The organism is Petrimonas sp. (assembly GCF_963921705.1).
Classification (GTDB): domain Bacteria; phylum Bacteroidota; class Bacteroidia; order Bacteroidales; family Dysgonomonadaceae; genus Petrimonas; species Petrimonas sulfuriphila.
Genome location: NZ_OY997410.1, coordinates 1,905,178 through 1,923,721 on the forward strand (window position 1 = coordinate 1,905,178; position 18,544 = coordinate 1,923,721).

Annotated in this window: 17 protein-coding genes, 1 tRNA gene and 1 riboswitch; of the genes, 11 read left to right on the forward strand and 7 right to left on the reverse strand. The window is 48.6% G+C overall.

What is annotated here, in order from left to right:
* Window positions 1-237 precede the first annotated feature (237 nt).
* Together AACM02_RS07815 and AACM02_RS07820 are read right to left on the reverse strand one after the other, a co-directional pair.
* On the reverse strand, window positions 238-1,251 hold the full coding sequence (locus AACM02_RS07815; protein WP_339116604.1) for a virulence RhuM family protein: 1,014 nt from the start codon (window positions 1,249-1,251) through the stop codon (window positions 238-240).
* 1 nt (window position 1,252) lies between these two features.
* On the reverse strand, window positions 1,253-1,642 hold the full coding sequence (locus AACM02_RS07820) for a DEAD/DEAH box helicase (RefSeq protein ID WP_339116605.1): 390 nt from the start codon (window positions 1,640-1,642) through the stop codon (window positions 1,253-1,255).
* Window positions 1,643-1,863: 221 nt separating this feature from the next.
* On the opposite strand from AACM02_RS07820, the gene AACM02_RS07825 reads away from it, so the two are divergent.
* A complete protein-coding gene (locus tag AACM02_RS07825) occupies window positions 1,864-2,031 on the forward strand; it encodes a helix-turn-helix domain-containing protein (protein WP_286879760.1) in 168 nt (55 codons plus the stop codon).
* A gap of 146 nt (window positions 2,032-2,177) precedes the next feature.
* On the opposite strand, the gene AACM02_RS07830 is transcribed toward AACM02_RS07825, so the two are convergent.
* A tRNA-Val gene (locus tag AACM02_RS07830) sits at window positions 2,178-2,252 on the reverse strand.
* A gap of 276 nt (window positions 2,253-2,528) precedes the next feature.
* Between AACM02_RS07830 and purB the strand changes: the two genes are divergently transcribed.
* The 4 genes from purB (at window position 2,529) to lepA (ending at window position 8,397) form a co-directional block, all read left to right on the forward strand.
* Window positions 2,529-3,872 carry an adenylosuccinate lyase gene (purB, locus tag AACM02_RS07835; protein ID WP_339116606.1) on the forward strand — a complete coding sequence of 448 codons (1,344 nt, stop codon included), beginning with the start codon at window positions 2,529-2,531 and terminating at the stop codon, window positions 3,870-3,872.
* Window positions 3,873-3,979: 107 nt separating this feature from the next.
* On the forward strand, window positions 3,980-5,086 hold the full coding sequence (locus tag AACM02_RS07840) for a pseudouridine synthase (RefSeq protein ID WP_339116607.1): 1,107 nt from the start codon (window positions 3,980-3,982) through the stop codon (window positions 5,084-5,086).
* A gap of 111 nt (window positions 5,087-5,197) precedes the next feature.
* The gene (gene asnS, locus AACM02_RS07845) at window positions 5,198-6,595 is read left to right on the forward strand and encodes an asparagine--tRNA ligase (RefSeq protein WP_339116608.1); all 1,398 of its coding nucleotides are present in this window, start codon (window positions 5,198-5,200) and stop codon (window positions 6,593-6,595) included.
* Window positions 6,596-6,609: 14 nt separating this feature from the next.
* Window positions 6,610-8,397 (forward strand): translation elongation factor 4, encoded by a 1,788-nt coding sequence (gene lepA / locus AACM02_RS07850; RefSeq protein ID WP_332457260.1) that lies wholly within the window; start codon window positions 6,610-6,612, stop codon window positions 8,395-8,397.
* Here the strand turns inward: lepA and AACM02_RS07855 are convergent.
* Window positions 8,394-8,813 (reverse strand): polymer-forming cytoskeletal protein, encoded by a 420-nt coding sequence (locus AACM02_RS07855; protein WP_339116609.1) that lies wholly within the window; start codon window positions 8,811-8,813, stop codon window positions 8,394-8,396. The two genes, lepA and AACM02_RS07855, sit on opposite strands and share 4 nt — an antisense overlap.
* Entirely contained in the window at window positions 8,810-9,646 is an 837-nt protein-coding gene (locus AACM02_RS07860; protein ID WP_339116610.1) for a peptidoglycan DD-metalloendopeptidase family protein, read from the reverse strand. Before AACM02_RS07860 ends, AACM02_RS07855 begins: the two co-directional genes overlap by 4 nt.
* Window positions 9,647-9,845: 199 nt before the next feature.
* Here AACM02_RS07860 and AACM02_RS07865 point away from each other — a divergent pair, with 199 nt between their 5' ends.
* Window positions 9,846-10,247, forward strand: a complete 402-nt coding sequence (locus AACM02_RS07865) for a hypothetical protein (RefSeq protein ID WP_332457257.1) — start codon at window positions 9,846-9,848, stop codon at window positions 10,245-10,247.
* A 3-nt stretch (window positions 10,248-10,250) separates the two neighbouring features.
* On the opposite strand, the gene AACM02_RS07870 is transcribed toward AACM02_RS07865, so the two are convergent.
* Both AACM02_RS07870 and AACM02_RS07875 read right to left on the reverse strand, forming a co-directional pair.
* Window positions 10,251-11,327, reverse strand: coding sequence for a YncE family protein (locus AACM02_RS07870; RefSeq protein WP_214062264.1), 1,077 nt, complete (start codon window positions 11,325-11,327; stop codon window positions 10,251-10,253).
* 12 nt (window positions 11,328-11,339) lie between these two features.
* A complete protein-coding gene (locus AACM02_RS07875; protein ID WP_339116611.1) occupies window positions 11,340-13,361 on the reverse strand; it encodes a TonB-dependent receptor plug domain-containing protein in 2,022 nt (673 codons plus the stop codon).
* 106 nt (window positions 13,362-13,467) lie between these two features.
* Window positions 13,468-13,733, reverse strand: a riboswitch (cobalamin riboswitch).
* 53 nt (window positions 13,734-13,786) lie between these two features.
* Between AACM02_RS07875 and AACM02_RS07880 the strand changes: the two genes are divergently transcribed.
* Genes AACM02_RS07880 through AACM02_RS07900 form a run of 5 tightly spaced genes read left to right on the forward strand, consistent with a single transcriptional unit; the run spans window position 13,787 to window position 18,543 of the window.
* Entirely contained in the window at window positions 13,787-14,659 is an 873-nt protein-coding gene (locus tag AACM02_RS07880; RefSeq protein WP_339116612.1) for a hypothetical protein, read from the forward strand.
* A 2-nt stretch (window positions 14,660-14,661) separates the two neighbouring features.
* Window positions 14,662-15,501, forward strand: a complete 840-nt coding sequence (locus AACM02_RS07885) for a DUF6146 family protein (protein ID WP_339116613.1) — start codon at window positions 14,662-14,664, stop codon at window positions 15,499-15,501.
* 47 nt (window positions 15,502-15,548) lie between these two features.
* Window positions 15,549-15,818: a PqqD family peptide modification chaperone gene (locus AACM02_RS07890; protein WP_332457253.1), complete on the forward strand. Its 270-nt coding sequence runs from the start codon at window positions 15,549-15,551 to the stop codon at window positions 15,816-15,818.
* Complete coding sequence (locus AACM02_RS07895; RefSeq protein ID WP_339116614.1) at window positions 15,811-16,923, forward strand: nucleotidyltransferase family protein; 1,113 nt, start codon at window positions 15,811-15,813, stop codon at window positions 16,921-16,923. The genes AACM02_RS07890 and AACM02_RS07895 overlap by 8 nt, the downstream gene beginning before the upstream one ends.
* Window positions 16,924-18,543, forward strand: coding sequence for an ABC transporter ATP-binding protein (locus AACM02_RS07900; protein ID WP_339116615.1), 1,620 nt, complete (start codon window positions 16,924-16,926; stop codon window positions 18,541-18,543).
* The last annotated feature ends 1 nt before the right edge of the window (window position 18,544 follow it).

Below are 18,544 nucleotides of genomic sequence, written 5' to 3' on the forward strand. Positions count from 1 at the left end.
AGAATCGTTTCCTGTAGTTTTTCATTTACACAATTTTTCGGATAGTGTCTTTAAAACATTAATTATCAACTATATAAAATTTCTATTATATATAGTAGGGTGCTTTCTTAATACACTTTTACTTCACAAAGGGGTAATTAATAGCGTTGAAATGTTTACCGGATACTAATCAATATTTATTTATCAACGCAAATAATTTACAAAAGAGGACACATTTTGTACATTACTGCAAAATATTTATGAGTCTCTTTTATTATTCTTATTTCCTTTGATTCTCTTTATTTCTTTATCAAAGTCGGAAAGATAATATTCGTCTTGAATCTTTCGGAACGTTTCATATTCCTGTTCTGCTTTTAGCTTTGCTTCTAAAGCAGAGACCTTACCTTTGTCCTGTAAAATAGGATATTGAGACAGCTCCAAAAAGAGATTTAAAAAGTTAGCCCAATCCTGCATATTTGTTGTTATTCCCCGTTCCGCTCTGTTTTCCGCCAAATCCAGATAAGCAGATACTATCCGGTTTAATTCCCTGATGTGTGCTTCATTGAGGTAATTTTTAGCAATGGTAACATCCGATTTTAATATTTTTCCATCAGGAGCTTGTTTCCAGTTGGTTAATCCCATGTATAGTTTGGTTGCATCAGCTGAAGTATAAATAATTTCAGCAGCCGTTTTTCCTGTGATTGCCCAATGTAACTTATTCTGTACAGTGGCAAAAAAGTCTTTGGTTACAGGAGCGTTTTTATCATAATCCGCAGCAGTAGCATAGATATCTGTAATTTTCTGATAAAACCTGCGTTCACTTGCCCGAATCTCCCTGATACGTTCAAGCAACTCGTCAAAATAGTCTTTACCAAACGAACGTCCGTTCTTCAGCATCTCATCGTTTAAAACAAAACCTTTGGTAATGTACTCTCTAAGCGTATTCGTAGCCCAGATCCGAAATTGTGTTGCCTGATAACTATTGACACGATAACCAACAGCAATGATTGCATCCAAATGGTAAAAGTCCAGTTCACGGGAGACTTCTCTGGAACCTTCCCGTTGAACTATCCGGATTTTCCGGATAGTTGACTCTTTAACTAATTCTTCTGAGTTGTAAATATTCTGTAAATGTTCATTGATCGTTCTCACATTTACTCCAAATAGTTCTGCCATACGCTTTTGCGTAAGCCAAAATGTATCATCTTCGAATTGAACTTGTACATTCACATATCCATCAGGAGTCGTGTAAAGAATAATATTATTTTCCATATTATTTTCTCAGTTTATTGTAATACCTATTTCTTTGCTTGAACATCTTATCAAAGTAATCTATTTTAGAATCCCGGTAATCAAATATTACAGGAGGTTTACCGGAACGCTGTATACGACCTATGTATTGCACTAATTTCCCTTCAAACGCAAAAGGATAAACGATAAATAAGCATTCTAATGCATTGATATCTATTCCCTCTCCAAAGTATTGTCCGGTAGATATAATAATTTGAAAATGTCCTTGTTCTATTTGTTCCAACTTGCTTTTCCGACTTCGCTCCGGATCATCACCGGATATGGCAATTGTTTCGTACTTTTCCTTCAGATATAAATTTAGAACGTTTACATGAAATTTCCTTTCCGTAGGAATCAAAATAGACTTAAACATTCGTTTGGGATATCATCACTGCTTGTCTTTTAATTGTCGAGGTTTAGATTCTCCCACCCTTTACCCGCTCCCTTTTGGAGTGATTTTTAAGAGAATTTTTCCTCTTTAAGTGATAAGGTAAAGATAGGAAAATTAGTTGAAATAAGTACTCATTTATTTTAAAAGTGTCGCCAAAGTAAACGATTTTATTTATGTGTATTTTTGCCAAAAGAGCTAAATTTATGGATAGTCGTATCAACATACTAAAAGGCATTCATCCCGGAAAACTAATAGAAAGGGACTTGAAGAAACAGGATATTACCCAACGCAGTTTGGCAGAGAAAATAGATGTTCCCTATCAAGCCATCAATGCAATTATTATGGGAAAGCGTAATCTTACAACAGAGTAAGCGTTAAAAATAGAAACAGCTTTGGGATATGAAGAAGGATTTTTGTCGATTCTTCAATCCTATTATAATATAAAGTTTAACCTATGTTTAACCCAAAGAAAAAAGCACTCACCGAAAATTATCGATAAGTGCTTGATCATTAGGTGTGGGCGTTGACGGATTCGAACCGCCGACCCTCTGCTTGTAAGGCAGATGCTCTGAACCAGCTGAGCTAAACGCCCGGTTACTTCTTCTGCTTTTTGTCCGCTCCCGGAGGTTGCTTTCTGAAAAAGTGATGCAAAGATAAGTCGTTTTTCGTTTGCTGCAAAATAATTCGTAAATATTTTTACAAAAATTTTTACGGCACTGTATTTATCACTACTTTTGTACTCTCAATAAAAAGAAAGATAAAAATTTACTGATTCGGCACGTACTGAAAATCAAAATTATGATGAGTGAAGCAGGGTAGGAAGTGATTTTTCGCCTGTTTCGAAATCTATAAAACCAATGCGTTAACAATGAAACTCGACGAACTTTCCGCCATATCTCCTATTGACGGACGATACAGGGATAAAACCCGCGAATTGGCTCTTTATTTCTCGGAATATGCACTGATAAAATACCGCACGCAAGTGGAGGTGGAATATTTTATTGCACTTTGTGAACTGGGCATCTCCCCGCTCGATAAAGTGGAAAAGCCCGTTTTCGGTGTGCTGAGAAAAATGGCGGAAGACTTTTCGGAACAGGACGCGCAACGGATCAAGGAGATAGAGAAGGTTACCAACCACGACGTTAAGGCAGTGGAATATTTTCTGAAAGAGAAATTCGACGAGCTGCACCTTGATGCATTCAAGGAGTTCATCCATTTCGGGCTCACCTCGCAGGACATCAACAATACGGCTACGCCGATGATGTGGAAAGAGGCGCTACAGAACACGTACATCCCGCAACTGGAGGAGCTGACCGCACTGATCGGCAAGTTTGCCGAAGAGTGGAAAGAGGTGCCCATGCTGGCACGCACACACGGGCAACCGGCATCGCCTACACGGCTGGGAAAGGAAATACAAGTTTTTGAATATCGGCTGAGGAACCAGACCGAAGTGCTGAAACGAATCCCGGCGAAAGCGAAGTTCGGCGGCGCGACAGGGAACTTCAACGCTCATCGGGTGGCTTATCCGCACATCGACTGGAAAGAGTTTGCAAACAGTTTCCTGTCGAACAAGCTGGGACTGGTACGCGAGGAGTATACCACACAGATATCCAATTACGATGCGCTGGCGGCCTCCTGCGACGCCCTGAAGCGGATTAACACCATCCTCATCGATTTCACACGCGATGTGTGGCAGTATATATCGATGGAATATTTTAAACAATGTATCCGGGAAGGGGAAGTGGGCTCATCGGCCATGCCGCATAAGGTAAATCCCATCGATTTTGAAAATGCCGAAGGGAACCTGGGGATTGCCAATGCATGGCTGGAACACCTGGCGGCTAAACTCCCGATCTCGAGGCTGCAACGGGACCTGACCGACTCAACGGTGATCCGCAACATCGGAATGCCACTGGCGCACGGATTAATTGCGATAAAAAGCACAACAAAAGGGCTGCATAAATTGTTGTTAAATGAGGAGGCGATAGAGCGGGATCTGGAAAACAATTGGGCAGTGGTGGCAGAAGGGATTCAAACCATCCTGCGCCGGGAAGGCTATCCAAAACCTTATGAGGCACTGAAAGCGTTGACGCGCACAAACCGGCACATAACGAAAGAAAGCATTTCGGACTTCATCGATACGTTGGAGGTAAACGAAGAAATAAAAAAAGAACTCAAGGCGATTTCGCCAAAAAACTATACAGGTATTTGATTGACAGAAAGACTTTTTTCTGCAAGGAACATGGAAACGAAAAAGTTTTAGGTATTGTTTAAAAGGAAACCGTGAGGTTATTGAAAATTAAAATTTAAAAAAGAAAAATGGCAACGAACAACAACGATTCGCGACCCAGCCGGAGTTATGGCAACGCGAACAATGAGAGACACTCTTCTTCAAACAGAAATTACAACGTAGAAAGAAGACCACAGCGGGAAGATGGCAACTATCGCCCATCGTATGAAGAAAATTACAACAGAAACTATGAAAGCAACCCCAATAGCCCTGAAGGTAGCAGAAAACGCCGTCCGAGAGTGGGGGAGAGAGTCTCTTCGGGTGCCCATGGCGGAGGAGGTGAAAGAAATTATAACGCTTACGGCAACGCGCCGGGAAGGCCCCGTAACGCACAACCTGTGAACCAGGGACCGAAAAAGCTGGTGAAGAAGAAGAAAATCTTCAAGCAGATCAAATACAAGGAAAATGCCGATCCAACGGCACCGATCCGTCTCAACAAATACCTGGCCAATGCCGGAGTTTGCTCGCGCCGTGAGGCCGATGAGTTTATCCAGGCTGGAGTTGTGAAGGTGAACGGCGAGGTGGTTACCGAGCTGGGCACAAAGATCACCCGTGCCGATGAGGTGATGTTCAACGACCAGGTAGTATCGTTGGAAAGCAAGGTTTACGTGCTGCTGAACAAACCCAAGGGTTTTGTCACCACTACCGATGATCCCGAGAACAGGAAAACGGTCATGGACCTGGTGAAAGCTGCCTGCAAAGAGCGGATTTATCCTGTTGGCCGCCTCGATAGGGCTACTACCGGAGTACTGCTGCTGACAAACGACGGCGACCTGGCATCAAAGCTGACCCACCCCAAGTACGAGAAACGGAAAATCTACCAGGTATGGTTGGATAAACCCGTGGCTATGGAGCATATGCAAGCTATCGCCGACGGTATTGAACTGGAGGACGGTGAAATCCATGCTGACGCCATCAGCTACGTTACCGAAGAGGACCTGAGCCAGATAGGCATCGAGATCCACTCGGGAAAAAACCGCGTTGTACGCCGTATTTTTGAAAAGCTGGGTTACCGGGTGCTGAAGCTCGACCGGGTGTACTTTGCCGGACTAACAAAGAAAAACCTGTCGCGTGGAAAATGGCGTTACTTGTCGGAAAAAGAGGTGAACATGCTGAGGATGGGTGCATTTGATTAGCTCCCGGCCTCCTGCAGGCCGGCTCGCCAGATGGCGGGGAGATATCTGTAAAACGAATATTTAAATTATATTCCCTTGAATCTGACGAGGATACAAGGGATTAGGAGTAATATGAAACAACTGAAAAGAACAACGATTGCCGATGCGTTAAAATCGGCGCAAACCGGAACAGAAGTAAACGTAAAGGGATGGGTGCGTACCCGCCGCGGAAATAAAAATGTGAGCTTTGTAGCGTTAAATGATGGGACGACCATAAACAACATACAGGTAGTCATAGATATAGCCCAGTTTGGTGAAGAATACCTTAAACCTATCACCACCGGGGCCTGCCTGAATGTGAACGGCAAACTGGTGGAATCGCAGGGACAGGGACAGTCTGTGGAGATCCAGGCAACCGGGATCGAAATCTACGGAACGGCAGATCCGGCAACGTATCCGCTACAGAAGAAGGGTCACTCGCTGGAGTTCCTGCGGGAGATCGCTTACCTGCGCCCGAGGACAAACACGTTTGGAGCTATTTTTCGCATGCGTCACCACATGTCATACGCCATTCACAAGTTCTTCAACGACCGGGGATTCTACTATTTCCACACGCCCGTCATCACGGCTTCCGATGCCGAGGGTGCCGGCTCCATGTTCGAGGTGACCACACTGGATATGAACAATGTGCCCAGGACGGAGGAAGGAAAAATTGATTATTCGCAGGATTTCTTCGGCAGGCAAACGAACTTGACGGTTTCCGGACAGCTCGAAGGCGAGCTCGGTGCGATGGCGCTCGGTGCCATTTATACGTTTGGGCCCACTTTCCGTGCCGAAAACTCCAATACGCCGCGCCACCTGGCCGAGTTCTGGATGATTGAACCCGAAGTGGCGTTCAACGACAATACCGATAACATGAACCTGGCGGAGGATTTCCTGAAATACCTTATCCGGTACGCGCTGGATAACTGCATGGAGGATATCGAGTTTCTGGCAAAGATGTATGACAATGAGCTGATAGACCGCCTGAACTTTGTGGTGAACAACGATTTTGTACGCCTTACCTACACCGAGGGTGTGAAGATCCTCGAAGAATCGGGCCACTCCTTTGAGTTTCCCGTGTACTGGGGAGCCGACCTGCAGTCGGAACACGAACGTTACCTGGTGGAAAAACATTTCAAGTGCCCGGTGATCCTTACCGATTATCCCAAGGAGATAAAATCGTTCTACATGAAACAGAACGATGACGGAAAAACTGTCCGGGCCATGGATGTCCTTTTCCCGAAAATAGGTGAGATCATCGGCGGGTCTGAACGTGAAGAGAACTACGACAAGCTCATGCAGCGTGTAAAAGAAATAGATATGCACATCGACCCGATCTGGTGGTACCTGGAGATCCGTAAATTCGGCACGGCACCGCACGCCGGCTTTGGCCTCGGCTTTGAAAGGCTGATGCTTTTCGTTACCGGCATGACAAACATCCGCGACGTGATCCCGTTCCCGAGAACACCCAATAACGCAGATTTTTAAGAATAGGTTTTTAAATGAAGAATATACGTAATTTTTGTATCATCGCTCATATCGATCACGGGAAAAGTACCCTGGCCGACCGGTTGCTCGAGTTTACCAAAACCATCGATAGCAAGGACCTGCAGGCGCAGGTGCTCGACAGCATGGATTTGGAACGCGAGCGCGGCATCACGATAAAGAGTACCGCCGTTCAGATGATTTACGAGTATGGTGGTGAAAAATATACATTGAACCTGATTGATACTCCGGGACACGTGGACTTTTCGTACGAGGTGTCCCGATCCATCGCCGCCTGCGAAGGCGCTTTGCTCATTGTGGACGCTGCCCAGGGAATCCAGGCGCAAACCATCTCCAACGTCTACATGGCCATTGAGCATGATCTGGAGATTATTCCCATCATCAATAAGATTGACCTGGAGAGTGCAATGCCCGATGAGGTGGAAGATCAGATCGTGGAGCTGCTCGGCTGCCCGCGTACCGATATCCTTCGCGCAAGCGGAAAAACGGGAGTCGGCATTGAAGAGATTCTGGCGGCCGTTATCGAACGTGTCCCTGCGCCAACAGGCGACCCCGATGCTCCGCTCCAGGCTTTGATCTTCGATTCGGTTTTTAATCCGTTCCGGGGAATCATTGCGTACTTCAAAATCATGAACGGCAGCATTGCCAAAGGTGACCTGGTGAAGTTCGTAAATACCGGGAAAGAGTACGATGCTGACGAGGTGGGTATCCTACGCCTTGGCATGGATCCCCGCCAACGGGTTGAGTGCGGTAACGTGGGATACATCATCTCGGGAATCAAAACGTCGAAAGAGGTAAAGGTGGGGGATACCATCACGCACGTGAAGAATCCCTGCGACAAGGCCATCGCCGGCTTCGAAGAGGTGAAGCCAATGGTTTTTGCCGGTGTTTACCCCATCGAAAGCGAGGAATTTGAAAACTTGCGTGCGTCGCTGGAAAAACTCCAGCTGAATGATGCTTCGCTCACTTTCCAACCCGAGTCGTCGGTCGCCCTGGGATTTGGGTTCCGCTGCGGTTTTCTCGGATTGCTGCACATGGAAATCATTCAGGAGCGGTTGGAGCGCGAGTTCGATATGGACGTAATAACCACTGTCCCCAACGTTTCGTACAAGGTGTACGACAAGAAAGGCAACATGAAGGAGGTGCACAACCCCGCCGGATTGCCCGATCCCACACTGATCGACCATATCGACGAGCCTTATATCCGTTCGTCCATCATTACAAGCACGACATACATCGGCCCGATCATGACCCTGTGCCTGGGCAAGCGGGGTATCCTCATCAAGCAGGAGTACATTTCGGGAGACCGGGTGGAGATTATTTTCGACTTGCCGCTGGGAGAGATCGTTATCGATTTTTACGATAAGCTGAAGAGCATCTCCAAAGGGTATGCATCGTTCGATTACCACATCCACGATTTCCGGCCTTCGAAACTGGTGAAGCTCGATATCCTGCTCAACGGAGAGCCGGTGGATGCACTTTCCACACTCACCCATGCCGACAACGCACAATCTTTCGGACGCAGGATGTGTGAGAAGCTGAAAGAACTGATCCCCCGACAGCAGTTCGATATCGCCATACAGGCGGCGATCGGGGCCAAGATTATTGCCAGGGAGACTGTAAAGGCAGTCCGGAAAGATGTAACGGCCAAGTGCTACGGTGGGGACATCTCCCGTAAGCGCAAGCTGCTCGAAAAACAAAAGGAAGGGAAGAAGCGCATGAAGCAGGTAGGTAACGTGGAAGTTCCGCAAAAAGCGTTTTTAGCGGTACTGAAGCTCGACTAACCGTTGGATTCAGCGGTTTTCTTTGTCTTTTGCCGATGAAGGGGGGGAGAGGGTTGCATGGATAGATTTCCGTTGTACTTTCCTCCCATTTCTATTTCAACATTGTCTGCCTGGATGTTGCCGTTCACGGTTCCCGAGCTTTTGATGTTCAACTCTTTGCATTCGATGTCGCCGGAAATGCTTCCGTAGATGATGATGCGGTCGCTTTTCAGGTTCCCGGTCACCTTGGCTTTTTCCCCAACAACAATGCCTTTCGACAGGGAGAGGTTGCCCTCCACGGTTCCATCGACGCGGATGATGCTTTCCCCCCGTATGTCTCCCTTGAACAGGATATCCGTGCCAATCACCGTGTCTATCGGTTGTGACTCAATGGAATGATCGCTTTTGCTTTTGCTTTTGCTTTTGCTGTTTCTCATCGGATATTCCATTCGTGAAAATTAATGTAGTCGCCCGGGTTCACTTTCTCGTCGTCTTTTATGATCTCGTAATGCAGGTGGGGGCCTGAGCTTCGCCCCGTGCTCCCGAGTCTGCCGATAACCTGTCCGCTCTCTATCTCATCGCCTTCGCGGACGGTTATCTCCGATAAATGGCCGTACAGCGTTTTCAGCTTGTTTTCGTGTTTTACAATCACGCATTTTCCGTATCCTCCGTACCATCCCGCAACTTCTACCTTGCCGTTTGCCGTTGTTTTAACCGGAGTACCCCTTTCGCCCTTGATGTCGATCCCGGAATGATACTCTGCACCGCGGCCGGTGAACGGGTTCCTCCTGTAACCGTAGGATGAAATGATCTTGTCGGATGGGGTGGGGTTCCCGATGGGAACATTCTTCAGTGTCTTCTCCAGGTTATCGAGCTGCTCCCTGTAAAAGTCCGCCAGCTCGTTTATTTTTACCACTTCTACGTTTTCCGGGCCGCCCAGGTTCTCAACCTCCATCTGGACCAGCCCCCTCGATTTCAGCAGTTCGTTTATACGGAAAATACTTTCATCGATCGACTGGAAGGTCTGTTGCGCTTTGGGGACGTCAACGAGGCTCTTGATCTTGTCTGCCTTGGCGATCTCATGTTGGTAGATTTTGCTTGTTTTGTGAAACACCGTCACCCCCAGGGCGGCAATGAGGCAAAGCACCACAAGCACCGCTACGGCTGCGTATTTTTTCCAGTGCAGAAGTATCCTGGTTGGAACAAGAAGGGTTTTGTTTCTTTTTCCCTCGGTATTGATAATCAGAATGGATGTTTTGTGACTACGCATGTTGATTTTCCGGAAATAGCACAACGATATTGCAAAGATAAATTTTTTTTTAAAAGAATGTTAACTTTTAGGATAAAAAATGCGGGATCCCCTCAAAGCAGTTCCGGTTTAACGTATTGTTTTTTTGTTTACTTTTGTTCCAGGAACGGCCGGCTTAACCCATTGATTCCCGGCCCTGATCATTTTAATTATTACGGACATGAAATCAAAACTTTTTCTACTGACACTTTTTCTTATCGGCAGCGTATCGTTTGTCGAAGCACAGTACGTGAATGAAGTAGCCATAAGCGATATTGACGCGGACTACGTCATGATCTGGTCGGATTCGGGCCCGATCCTGACATCGAAGATCACGGTGCGGGTAGACTATGGGCAGGGCGGCAGAACGCCGCAGATAACTGATGAACGCCGACGTCCGATGTCGTTCAACGGAATGCTTGCTGTGCTTAACCTGATGAGCCGCAACGGTTTCGAACTATTTGAGATCATGCGCAGCGAAAAAGACAACCGGGAATTCTTCCTGCTGCGGAGGAAAAATTCGTTTTCCGGTAACGGCAGCCGGGACGCTGTGGATTATGACACAAACGTCCGGAGCCGGTAACCGTTAGTTCAGAAACAGCACCCTGTTAGGCAGGTAACCCGGGTTCTCGAGCGTGAACTTACGCTTTCCTGTTTTGTCGTAGCAGTAGACATTTCCCAATATCTTCACGTATTCAACGGCGTCGGTCAGGTAAATATCGCCGTTAAAGGGGTCTACGGTAATGGAGTAGGGAATAGCTATCGATTTGTCGGCAATGAGCTTGCCGGTGAGTAGCTTGTCGTTCAGGCAGTCAAAAACAGAAACCACGGTTTCAGAGGTGGCGTAATCCTTGTAATAGATAAATGCCTTGTCGCCGGACAGGGTGAAATCCATTATGTTCTTCACTTCATCAAAAGCGGCTACCTCGCCTTTTGGGGTGATCTTTTGAAACGTTGCCGGCACCGTTGTATAGTTGCCTACCGAGTACACATAAACGTCGCCTTCCTTATCGGCATAGACCCTTTTGGGATTTAAACCGACCTCAATCTTTTTCGTTTCCGTAAAGCTCTTCAGGTCGATTACGCTAACGGTTTTGTCGTAGTTGGGAAAATTCATCCCTCCCGAGTTTGCCACGTAAATGTTGTTGTTGGCGATACAGATGCCTTCGGGATCTGCTCCCACCTGCACCGAACCGTCTATGCTCAGCGTTGTGGTGTCGATGCGGGTGACGGTGTCATCGTGTGAAGTGACATACACTTTTCCTCCGTAAGCCGCGGCATACCGGGGTTGCTTTGCCTGGTTAGTAGCGGTTTTCATCGGGATCTGTTTCAGTGATTTCCCCGTGTTAGCGGCAATCACCTCAACGGTGCTGGACGAGTTGACCACAACGTAGATTTTGGCTCCGTACCGGATGGCGTCGTTGGCTGTGTCGCCCAAACCCCTTTGGTTGACAGACGTGAAATAATCCTTGGTCAATACCTGTTTATCAAAGTCGTAATGCGCAAGCGACGCGCTGTTGTCTCCGTAAAATCCTTCGGAAAGGATCAGAATACGCTTGGCTTCCTTTGCCGGAAGTTCAGTTTCATCGATAACGGTCTCGGGCGTGCAGGCCGTAAAAAACGCAGTTGTGAGCAGCAGAATAAATACAAAATACTTCTTCATTTATTTAAATATTTAAAAGTTTATGGAAATGGTTCCCCTGAATGACCGTCCCGGCATCGGGAAGTTGCGGACGATCTCGTAGTTCTTGTTTCCCAGGTTGAGGGCCTCGACCGACAGGCCGATCCTGTTGTGTTTTATCTCAACACTCTTCGACAGCGAAATGCCGTGATCGGCATACCCGCTCAACCTGTTCTCCGGCATGTTCTGTGCCGAGGTGTACCGTGTTCCCGACCACAGCAACGTGTAAGCCGCGTTTAGCCAGGGCGTTTCCACAACAGCCCGGCCCGAACCCGAGAAGCGGGGCGTATAGGGCAATTGATGGTTATAGGCTGGGCTGCCGGGGTTGGACTTGTTTCGGGAATCCTGAAAGGTGAACGAACTTCCGGCAAGCAGCTTTACCTTGGAGGAAAGCGCAAAAGCACTTTCCAGCGCAATGTCCACGCCGCAAATCTCCACCGAGCCAAAGTTCATCATGCTCCACTCGAAGATGTTCCGGTTGGGGTAGGCGACAATCTTGTTGTTGATCTTGTTGAAATAGGCATCTGTGGTCATTGTCAGCAGCAGGAGCCGGTCGCCCGCGGACGTGGAATAAGTGAACCCTATGTTGACCTGATGCGTATCTTCGGGTTTCAGGTCCCGTTTCCCCACGCGCGAATAATACAGGTCGTTGAAGGTGGGTAGCCGGAAAATATTTTTGTAGAACGCCCTCAGGCGGAAATCGATCGCTTCGAAAGGCTGGAACGTTAGGCTGGAGTATGGGGAGAGCCTGTGCCGGTTGTCTGCAGCCGTACCCGACCGTACGTGCTCCGATGTCTGTGTGTAAAGGAGGCTGGCCGTGGCCAGGAGCCGGTCGGAGACGTACTTCGCGGCAAGGCTCGAGAGTGAGGTGTAGCGGGTGGGGTAGGCAAAATCCGGCAGATTGGCCGACATGTTGTTCATCACGACATCCGTTGATGCTGAGAAAGAGAGGTTCTCCAATGCCCTGAACAGGGCCGAAACCGATCCGTAAAACTCGTTTTGCCGGTACCTGTTTTCCAGTTTCCCTTCCGCATTTAAAAATTCCGGATCGAGGTAATACACATAGCCGTGGTTATACTTGGCATTTGCCTGTAAGGCCCACCGCCCGGAGAGGTTGTTGAGGTAGTGTGCCTGCGTGAAAAAGGTGTTGTCCCGGAGCCGTTGTTTGGAAAAGCCGGACGTGTTGTAGAGGATGGTGGCTCCGGGCAGTCCGCGTTCCGACTGGTAGTAGTAGGTGCGCAGGTTTCCGCTGCTTTTATCGGAAAAGTTGGCGAACAGGGCACCCTCCAGCCGGAGGTTCTTCACATCGGTATTTTCGCGTTTCTCTACCGATGAGCTGTCTCTTCCGGCCTCACCGTAATGCAAGATGTACGGGTACTCACCGTTAGCGGACAGCCATTCGCCGCTCAGCGATGCCGATAGCTTTTCGTTAAGTTTCAGGTTGGTGGAGACTGCCGGGTTGAACATGCCGAACGATCCGGCTTTGAGCGAAGCCCTCCCGTTGACCTTTTTTCCCGGGCCTACCTGTGGTGCGGCGCTCTGGATGTTCAGTACCGAGGCTGACGCGAACAGCCGGGCCGGTTGAAAGATGTTATCGCTTTGTCCCGAGTTCAGGGAGATCATATCGACGTTGTCCAGGGCAAACCGGCCGATATCTATTTGTCCCGTTTGTATGTCGTTTATGGTAAAGCCGTTGTAGTTCACCGCCGTGTGGCTGGCACCGAGGCTACGTACCGATACGGCCTTGAGCCCGCCGATACCCCCGAAGTCCTTCACGGTAACGCCGGGAAAGTGTTTAACCACGTCGGACAGCTGCAACGCATTGAGGTTCCGGATCGATTTTCGCAATAAAATACGCATCGGAGCCGATGAGCGGATTTCCCGGTCGCCATACCTCTCCGTCACGACCACTTCGGGCAGGTGCTGCAAGCTGTCGAGGCTGGTCTGCGCCAGCAACGGAGTAGTTACCGCATAAAGTGCGGCAACGATTACTGCATTTCTTTTTAAAACATTCATCTTATACCGAATTTTTAATTCCGGTAAAGCATTCTGAAAATGAAGCGCGTAAATAAAAAAGATTCTGTTCGCGAGTCGTTTTCAAGCTCTATCCCCCGAAAGCCATTAACAGGTGCGAAACGATGGCAGGTCTTCTGACTTACTTCCGTGTCCTGAACGCCTTCCCAAAACCGGTTTTCGAGCTTCTTTCCGAAGCTAGTGCCTCCCTTGTGGGGAAGCAGGAGCGGGTTTTAGTGGCAAAAGGTGATCTGTTCAGCACGTGAAACGAAGCTTACAGCAGCGGGTCTGTTCAGGATTTTCACCTGATTCCCTTTTCATTACGGTTCCGAAGCCAAATCTGGAACGCGTAACACCAACATTTCGAGGACAAAGATAGGTAAAAAAAAGTGGAAAGAAAATAAAAAAATATATCTTTGTGTTGAGTTATGAATGAGAAACTTAAATACAGTGTGGCCGGGCATCTATTCTGCATAGAAACCCCCGACAGGGCACGTACTACCGGAATTATGCCGAATTACACCCCTTTCCGGGTGGAAAATAGTTCCGGCGATGATTTTTTGTTCAGTTTAAGAGGCCACCGGGAGGTTCATCTGCCCGAATTTCCGCCGGACGATACGATGGAGTGGAACGGCGTGGACTATCGGGTGTACCACTCACCGGAAGGGATGGTTGTCTCCATGAAACAGGGGGAGAAGGAACACCGGTTCTTTGCTCCGGCAGACTGGAAGGAGGTGGTTTGCGATCTCTCGTTTACCGATAAAAACGAAGCCGTCTTTCTCAATAGTTTCCTGAGGCTGGCCTTTGGCGTGACCTCCATCCTTGCGAACCGGACCATCAAGATTCATGCCTCCGTGACGGAACTGAACGGCAAGGCGCTGGTTTTTTTAGGTAGGAGCGGAACGGGAAAAAGTACCCACAGCCGGCTGTGGAGAGAGTTTGTGCCTGGCTGTACGCTGCTGAACGATGATGAACCGCTGATACGCGTGTTCGAAGACGAGCCGGTAAGGGTTTACGGAGCTCCCTGGAGCGGAAGCACGGCCTGCTTCAGGAACGCGTCCGCGGAGGTTGCCGCTTTCGTCCACCTGTACCAGAGCCCCGAAAATCGGTTGACACGGCTCAGGAACGTTGAAGCGCTCTCTTCGTTGTATGCTTCGGCGGCGATGCTCCGGTCGGATGCCGGTAATAAAGACCGGGTGCTGGATGTTGTTGCGGCTGTTTTGCAACGTGTACCGGTTTACCGGCTCGATTGCCGGCCGGACTATGAAGCTGTGTCATTAACCCGCTCGTTATTGCCGTAAGAATGGAATCCCTGATTGTCCCGAACGAGGTCTTCTTTTCGCATATTCTGGAGGAAATTGAAGCGCGCCGTGCGGTGAGGATTCCGGTAAAGGGAAACAGTATGCTGCCTTTTATCCGCCCGTTGACGGATCAGGTCGAACTCTCGGAATTAACCGGGCAATCGGTGACAAAAGGGAATATCGTGCTGGCCAGGACGAACGGGAGCAACTATGTTGTTCACAGGATCGAGAAGGTTGAAGGGGAGGTGGTGACGCTCAGGGGCGACGGTAATCTGTCTGTCCGCGAGCGATGCGACAAGGGAAATGTCGTTGCGGAGGTGACGGCTGTTTATAAGAAGGGAAGGAAAATCAGCAAGGGAAGCCTTGAATGGAACCTGGCAAGAGATTGTTGGTTTACGAGCCCGTTGTTACGAAGGTTTTATCTGGGAATTAGCAGAAATATGAAAAAAATATTTTTTTTATTCACCGTTCTCGCATTCCTGGCAGCCTGTTCAGGGCCAAAAGGGATGGTGAAAATTGAACCGCCGCAGGAAGATTCGGTGGAATACGAGCTGATTGTATTTGATCCGGGATTTGAAACATGGTACACACTCCAGAATTCCCCGGCCAGGTATCGTTCTCAGGAGTACTACGAAGGTTGGAACCAGCAATATGTGTCGGAATGGAATTACCTGGCGACCCAGCCCCGGAGAAGATCGTTCTTTGAGTCTATCATAGGGTATGAGCCGGGTGTGGATTATGGGTTTGAACTGAACCACAAACTGTTCTACTATTTCCAGTACGTGGAACATGTGCTGCGGATACCGATATTGCCCAACGGCCCTTCGGGAGTGATATACTGATTGAAGGGCGTATGCCGTAAACGGCTTTAATAAAAATAACAAGTCAAATGAAGATAAAAGAGAACATCAGAATCAAACAGATAGGGGATGAGTCCATCCTGGTTTCCCACGACGGGGAGAACATGAACTACACCCGCGTAATATCGCTCAACAAATCCGCGGAATTTCTGATAGCCGGAAGCTTCGGTGTGGACTTTACCGTTCAGGACTGGGCGGAAAGGCTGACGGGGAGATACGGTATCGACAAAACACAGGCCGTGGCTGATGCTCAGGTACTGGCCGATAAACTGATGAAAGCCGGTGCGATCTATGAATGAACCGGCTGTTTCTCTTTTCCTGGAGTTGCTCCGATCTGCCATCTGGAACAGGTCGGCCGATGAAGACCTGTTCCGGCATGTTGGCTCTACGGTTTGGGAAGAGGTGATCAGCCTGGCGGAATCTCAACGGGTGAGTGCCTTGTTGTACGACGGAATCATGACGTTGCCTACAGCCCTTCGGCCGGGAAAAAAGGAGGTGTACACGCTTTTTTTGCAGGCTGAAGCTATTGAGAAACTGAACAAAGGGCTGAACGACGAACTGGGGAACCTTGCGATGGAATACGGGAAGATAGGTTGCCCCTTTGTGCTGTTAAAAGGACAGGCCAACGCTATCCTTTATCCCAGGCCGGAGCATCGTGCTCCCGGCGATATTGACCTGTTTCTTTATCGGAAGGGAGATTACGAAAAAGCGAACGAATGGGCCAAAAAAAAAGGATGCCGGATGGATGCGGAAAATATCCATCATCAATCCTATGAAATCAACGGTATTCATGTTGAAAACCACAAAAACATCTGCTATTTCGGGATCAGGAAATACGACGGACTGCTGGAAGAAAAGATGCAGGAAATTATACGGAACCATCGCTTTATCGAGCTGGAAATCGATAGCTTGAAAGTGAGTGTCTTGCCCGTTGAGTTCAATGCTTTTTTTCTCTTTTATCACCTCTTTCATCATTTTATCCACCTGGGTGTCGGTGTCCGTCAGTTTTGCGATTGGGTACTGTTCATGCATACCCACTCACCGCAAATGGATAAAGAGGCGCTTACAGGCCTGGCGAGGCAGTTCGATTTGTTAAACGCCATGGAGGTATTCGCATCGGCAGCCGTCAGGTACCTGGGTGCAGATCCGGGTGTTTTCCCGTTTACTACCGATACGGAAGGAAAATTTGTGGATGTGGTGATGGATGACGTGTTGAGGGGAGGTAATTTCGGATTTTCTACCTTCAGGAACAAGTCTTTCCGGGGGAAATGGGATGCAAAATGGCACAGGTTCACCTATTCGGTAGCGAGAACGAAAAAAATATCCGGTATTGCTCCCCGGCACATAAACCCTTTGCCGGTAACTAAAATAACAACCAACCTGAAACTGCTGTTCAAAAAATAGATGTTACGTTTTCTGAAGTTTCTGACCGATATTTCCAGGGGCCATCGTAAAGCGCTGATGGTGATAACGCTGATTGGAGTGTTAAGTGTGGCCGTGTCGCTGAGTTTCGTGTGGGCCCTGAAGCTGGTTATTGATGTCGCGTCGGGAGATGCCACAGGCTCGCTGTTGCATTATTCACTGATTCTCGTCATGCTTACGTTGTTCAGGGTATTGCTGAACGTGGTGGATGTGCGCTACGTGAACATGACCGAGGTGAGGGTCGGGAATTCTATCCGTCAAAAAGTTTTCGCAAACCTGCTCTATACAAGGTGGACCGAGGCCAGCTCACTGCATAGTGGCGATGTGCTGACCCGAATGATCAAGGATACGGACGATATCATAAAAACATTGATATCCGCGATCCCGATGCTGATAACGGCTGTTTTGCAGCTGGGAGGGGCATTTCTGATTCTGCTGTTGATGGATCCGCTCCTGGCCCTTGTCTTGGGCATTGCCATGCCGGTTCTGCTTCTTTTCAGCAAACCCTATTACGTGAAGATGAGGGATTACAGCCGGCAGATAAAAGAAAGCGAAAGCTTCATCACTTCCATGATGGAGGAAAATTTACTGAATCAGTTGGTGGTGCGGACGTACGAAAGGCAGGAGGATGAGTTGGACAGGCTGGGGAACCTGCAGCGGGAACTGCAGCGGAAGGTGGAGAAAAAAACCACGGTATCGGCCTGGGCACGCTTTGTCTCGGGATTGGCATTCAGCGGCGGGTACATCACTGCATTTATATGGGGTGCCTGGGGAATTGCCGGTAAAACGATTACGTTCGGTACCGTTACGGCTTACCTGCAGTTGGTCAATCAGATACAACGTCCGCTGTACGATCTGATGCGCCTGTTCCCAACCCTGATTTCTGCCCAGGCGGCCAGTGAACGGCTATCGTTCCTGAAAAAGCTGGAGAGCGAGGAGATTGGGGAAAAACAATTCCTGGCAGGCCGTGTCTCGTTGCGTGTAGAGGACATCACTTACGCGTACGGAGACGAAAGCAGGCCGGTCATTTCCGGATTTTCACTGGATGCCGTACCGGGAGAGATGGTTGCGGTCATGGGAGAAACCGGTACGGGGAAGACCACGCTGATCAGGCTGATCCTTGCCCTGATTGAGCCGCAGAAAGGGTCGATCTCGATAAGGAATGAAGAGAGGGCGGTGACGGTGTCCCCGTCCACCCGTTCGAATTTTGTGTATGTTCCGCAAGGCAACACGTTGTTCAGCGGCACTATTCGGAGCAACCTGCTGATAGGAAATCCGGATGCCGGCGAGGAGATGCTCGTGGAAGCGCTCGATGTGGCTTCCGCAGGTTTTGTCCTGGAGCTGCCCGAAGGACTGGATACGGTTCTTGGTATGGGCGGTTCGGGGGTTTCCGAAGGCCAGGCTCAACGGATTGCTATTGCACGCTCGTTGCTTCGCCCCGGAGGAATTCTGCTGCTGGATGAAGCCACATCGGCCCTGGATATTGAGACCGAAAAAACGTTTCTGACTAACCTTAAAAAACACATTGGCAGCAGGACGGTGCTGTTCATCACCCACCATGCGGAGGTAGCCAGGTATTGCGACCGCATTTACAGAATTTAGA

Bases quoted from the DNA above. Each gene is read 5' to 3' on its own strand.
- AACM02_RS07815 (WP_339116604.1), bottom strand. From the start codon at position 1,251: ATGGAAAATAATATTATTCTTTACACGACTCCTGATGGATATGTGAAT.
- AACM02_RS07820 (WP_339116605.1), bottom strand. From the start codon at position 1,642: ATGTTTAAGTCTATTTTGATTCCTACGGAAAGGAAATTTCATGTAAAC.
- AACM02_RS07825 (WP_286879760.1), top strand. From the start codon at position 1,864: ATGGATAGTCGTATCAACATACTAAAAGGCATTCATCCCGGAAAACTA.
- purB (WP_339116606.1), top strand. From the start codon at position 2,529: ATGAAACTCGACGAACTTTCCGCCATATCTCCTATTGACGGACGATAC.
- AACM02_RS07840 (WP_339116607.1), top strand. From the start codon at position 3,980: ATGGCAACGAACAACAACGATTCGCGACCCAGCCGGAGTTATGGCAAC.
- asnS (WP_339116608.1), top strand. From the start codon at position 5,198: ATGAAACAACTGAAAAGAACAACGATTGCCGATGCGTTAAAATCGGCG.
- lepA (WP_332457260.1), top strand. From the start codon at position 6,610: ATGAAGAATATACGTAATTTTTGTATCATCGCTCATATCGATCACGGG.
- AACM02_RS07855 (WP_339116609.1), bottom strand. From the start codon at position 8,813: ATGAGAAACAGCAAAAGCAAAAGCAAAAGCAAAAGCGATCATTCCATT.
- AACM02_RS07860 (WP_339116610.1), bottom strand. From the start codon at position 9,646: ATGCGTAGTCACAAAACATCCATTCTGATTATCAATACCGAGGGAAAA.
- AACM02_RS07865 (WP_332457257.1), top strand. From the start codon at position 9,846: ATGAAATCAAAACTTTTTCTACTGACACTTTTTCTTATCGGCAGCGTA.
- AACM02_RS07870 (WP_214062264.1), bottom strand. From the start codon at position 11,327: ATGAAGAAGTATTTTGTATTTATTCTGCTGCTCACAACTGCGTTTTTT.
- AACM02_RS07875 (WP_339116611.1), bottom strand. From the start codon at position 13,361: ATGAATGTTTTAAAAAGAAATGCAGTAATCGTTGCCGCACTTTATGCG.
- AACM02_RS07880 (WP_339116612.1), top strand. From the start codon at position 13,787: ATGAATGAGAAACTTAAATACAGTGTGGCCGGGCATCTATTCTGCATA.
- AACM02_RS07885 (WP_339116613.1), top strand. From the start codon at position 14,662: ATGGAATCCCTGATTGTCCCGAACGAGGTCTTCTTTTCGCATATTCTG.
- AACM02_RS07890 (WP_332457253.1), top strand. From the start codon at position 15,549: ATGAAGATAAAAGAGAACATCAGAATCAAACAGATAGGGGATGAGTCC.
- AACM02_RS07895 (WP_339116614.1), top strand. From the start codon at position 15,811: ATGAATGAACCGGCTGTTTCTCTTTTCCTGGAGTTGCTCCGATCTGCC.
- AACM02_RS07900 (WP_339116615.1), top strand. From the start codon at position 16,924: ATGTTACGTTTTCTGAAGTTTCTGACCGATATTTCCAGGGGCCATCGT.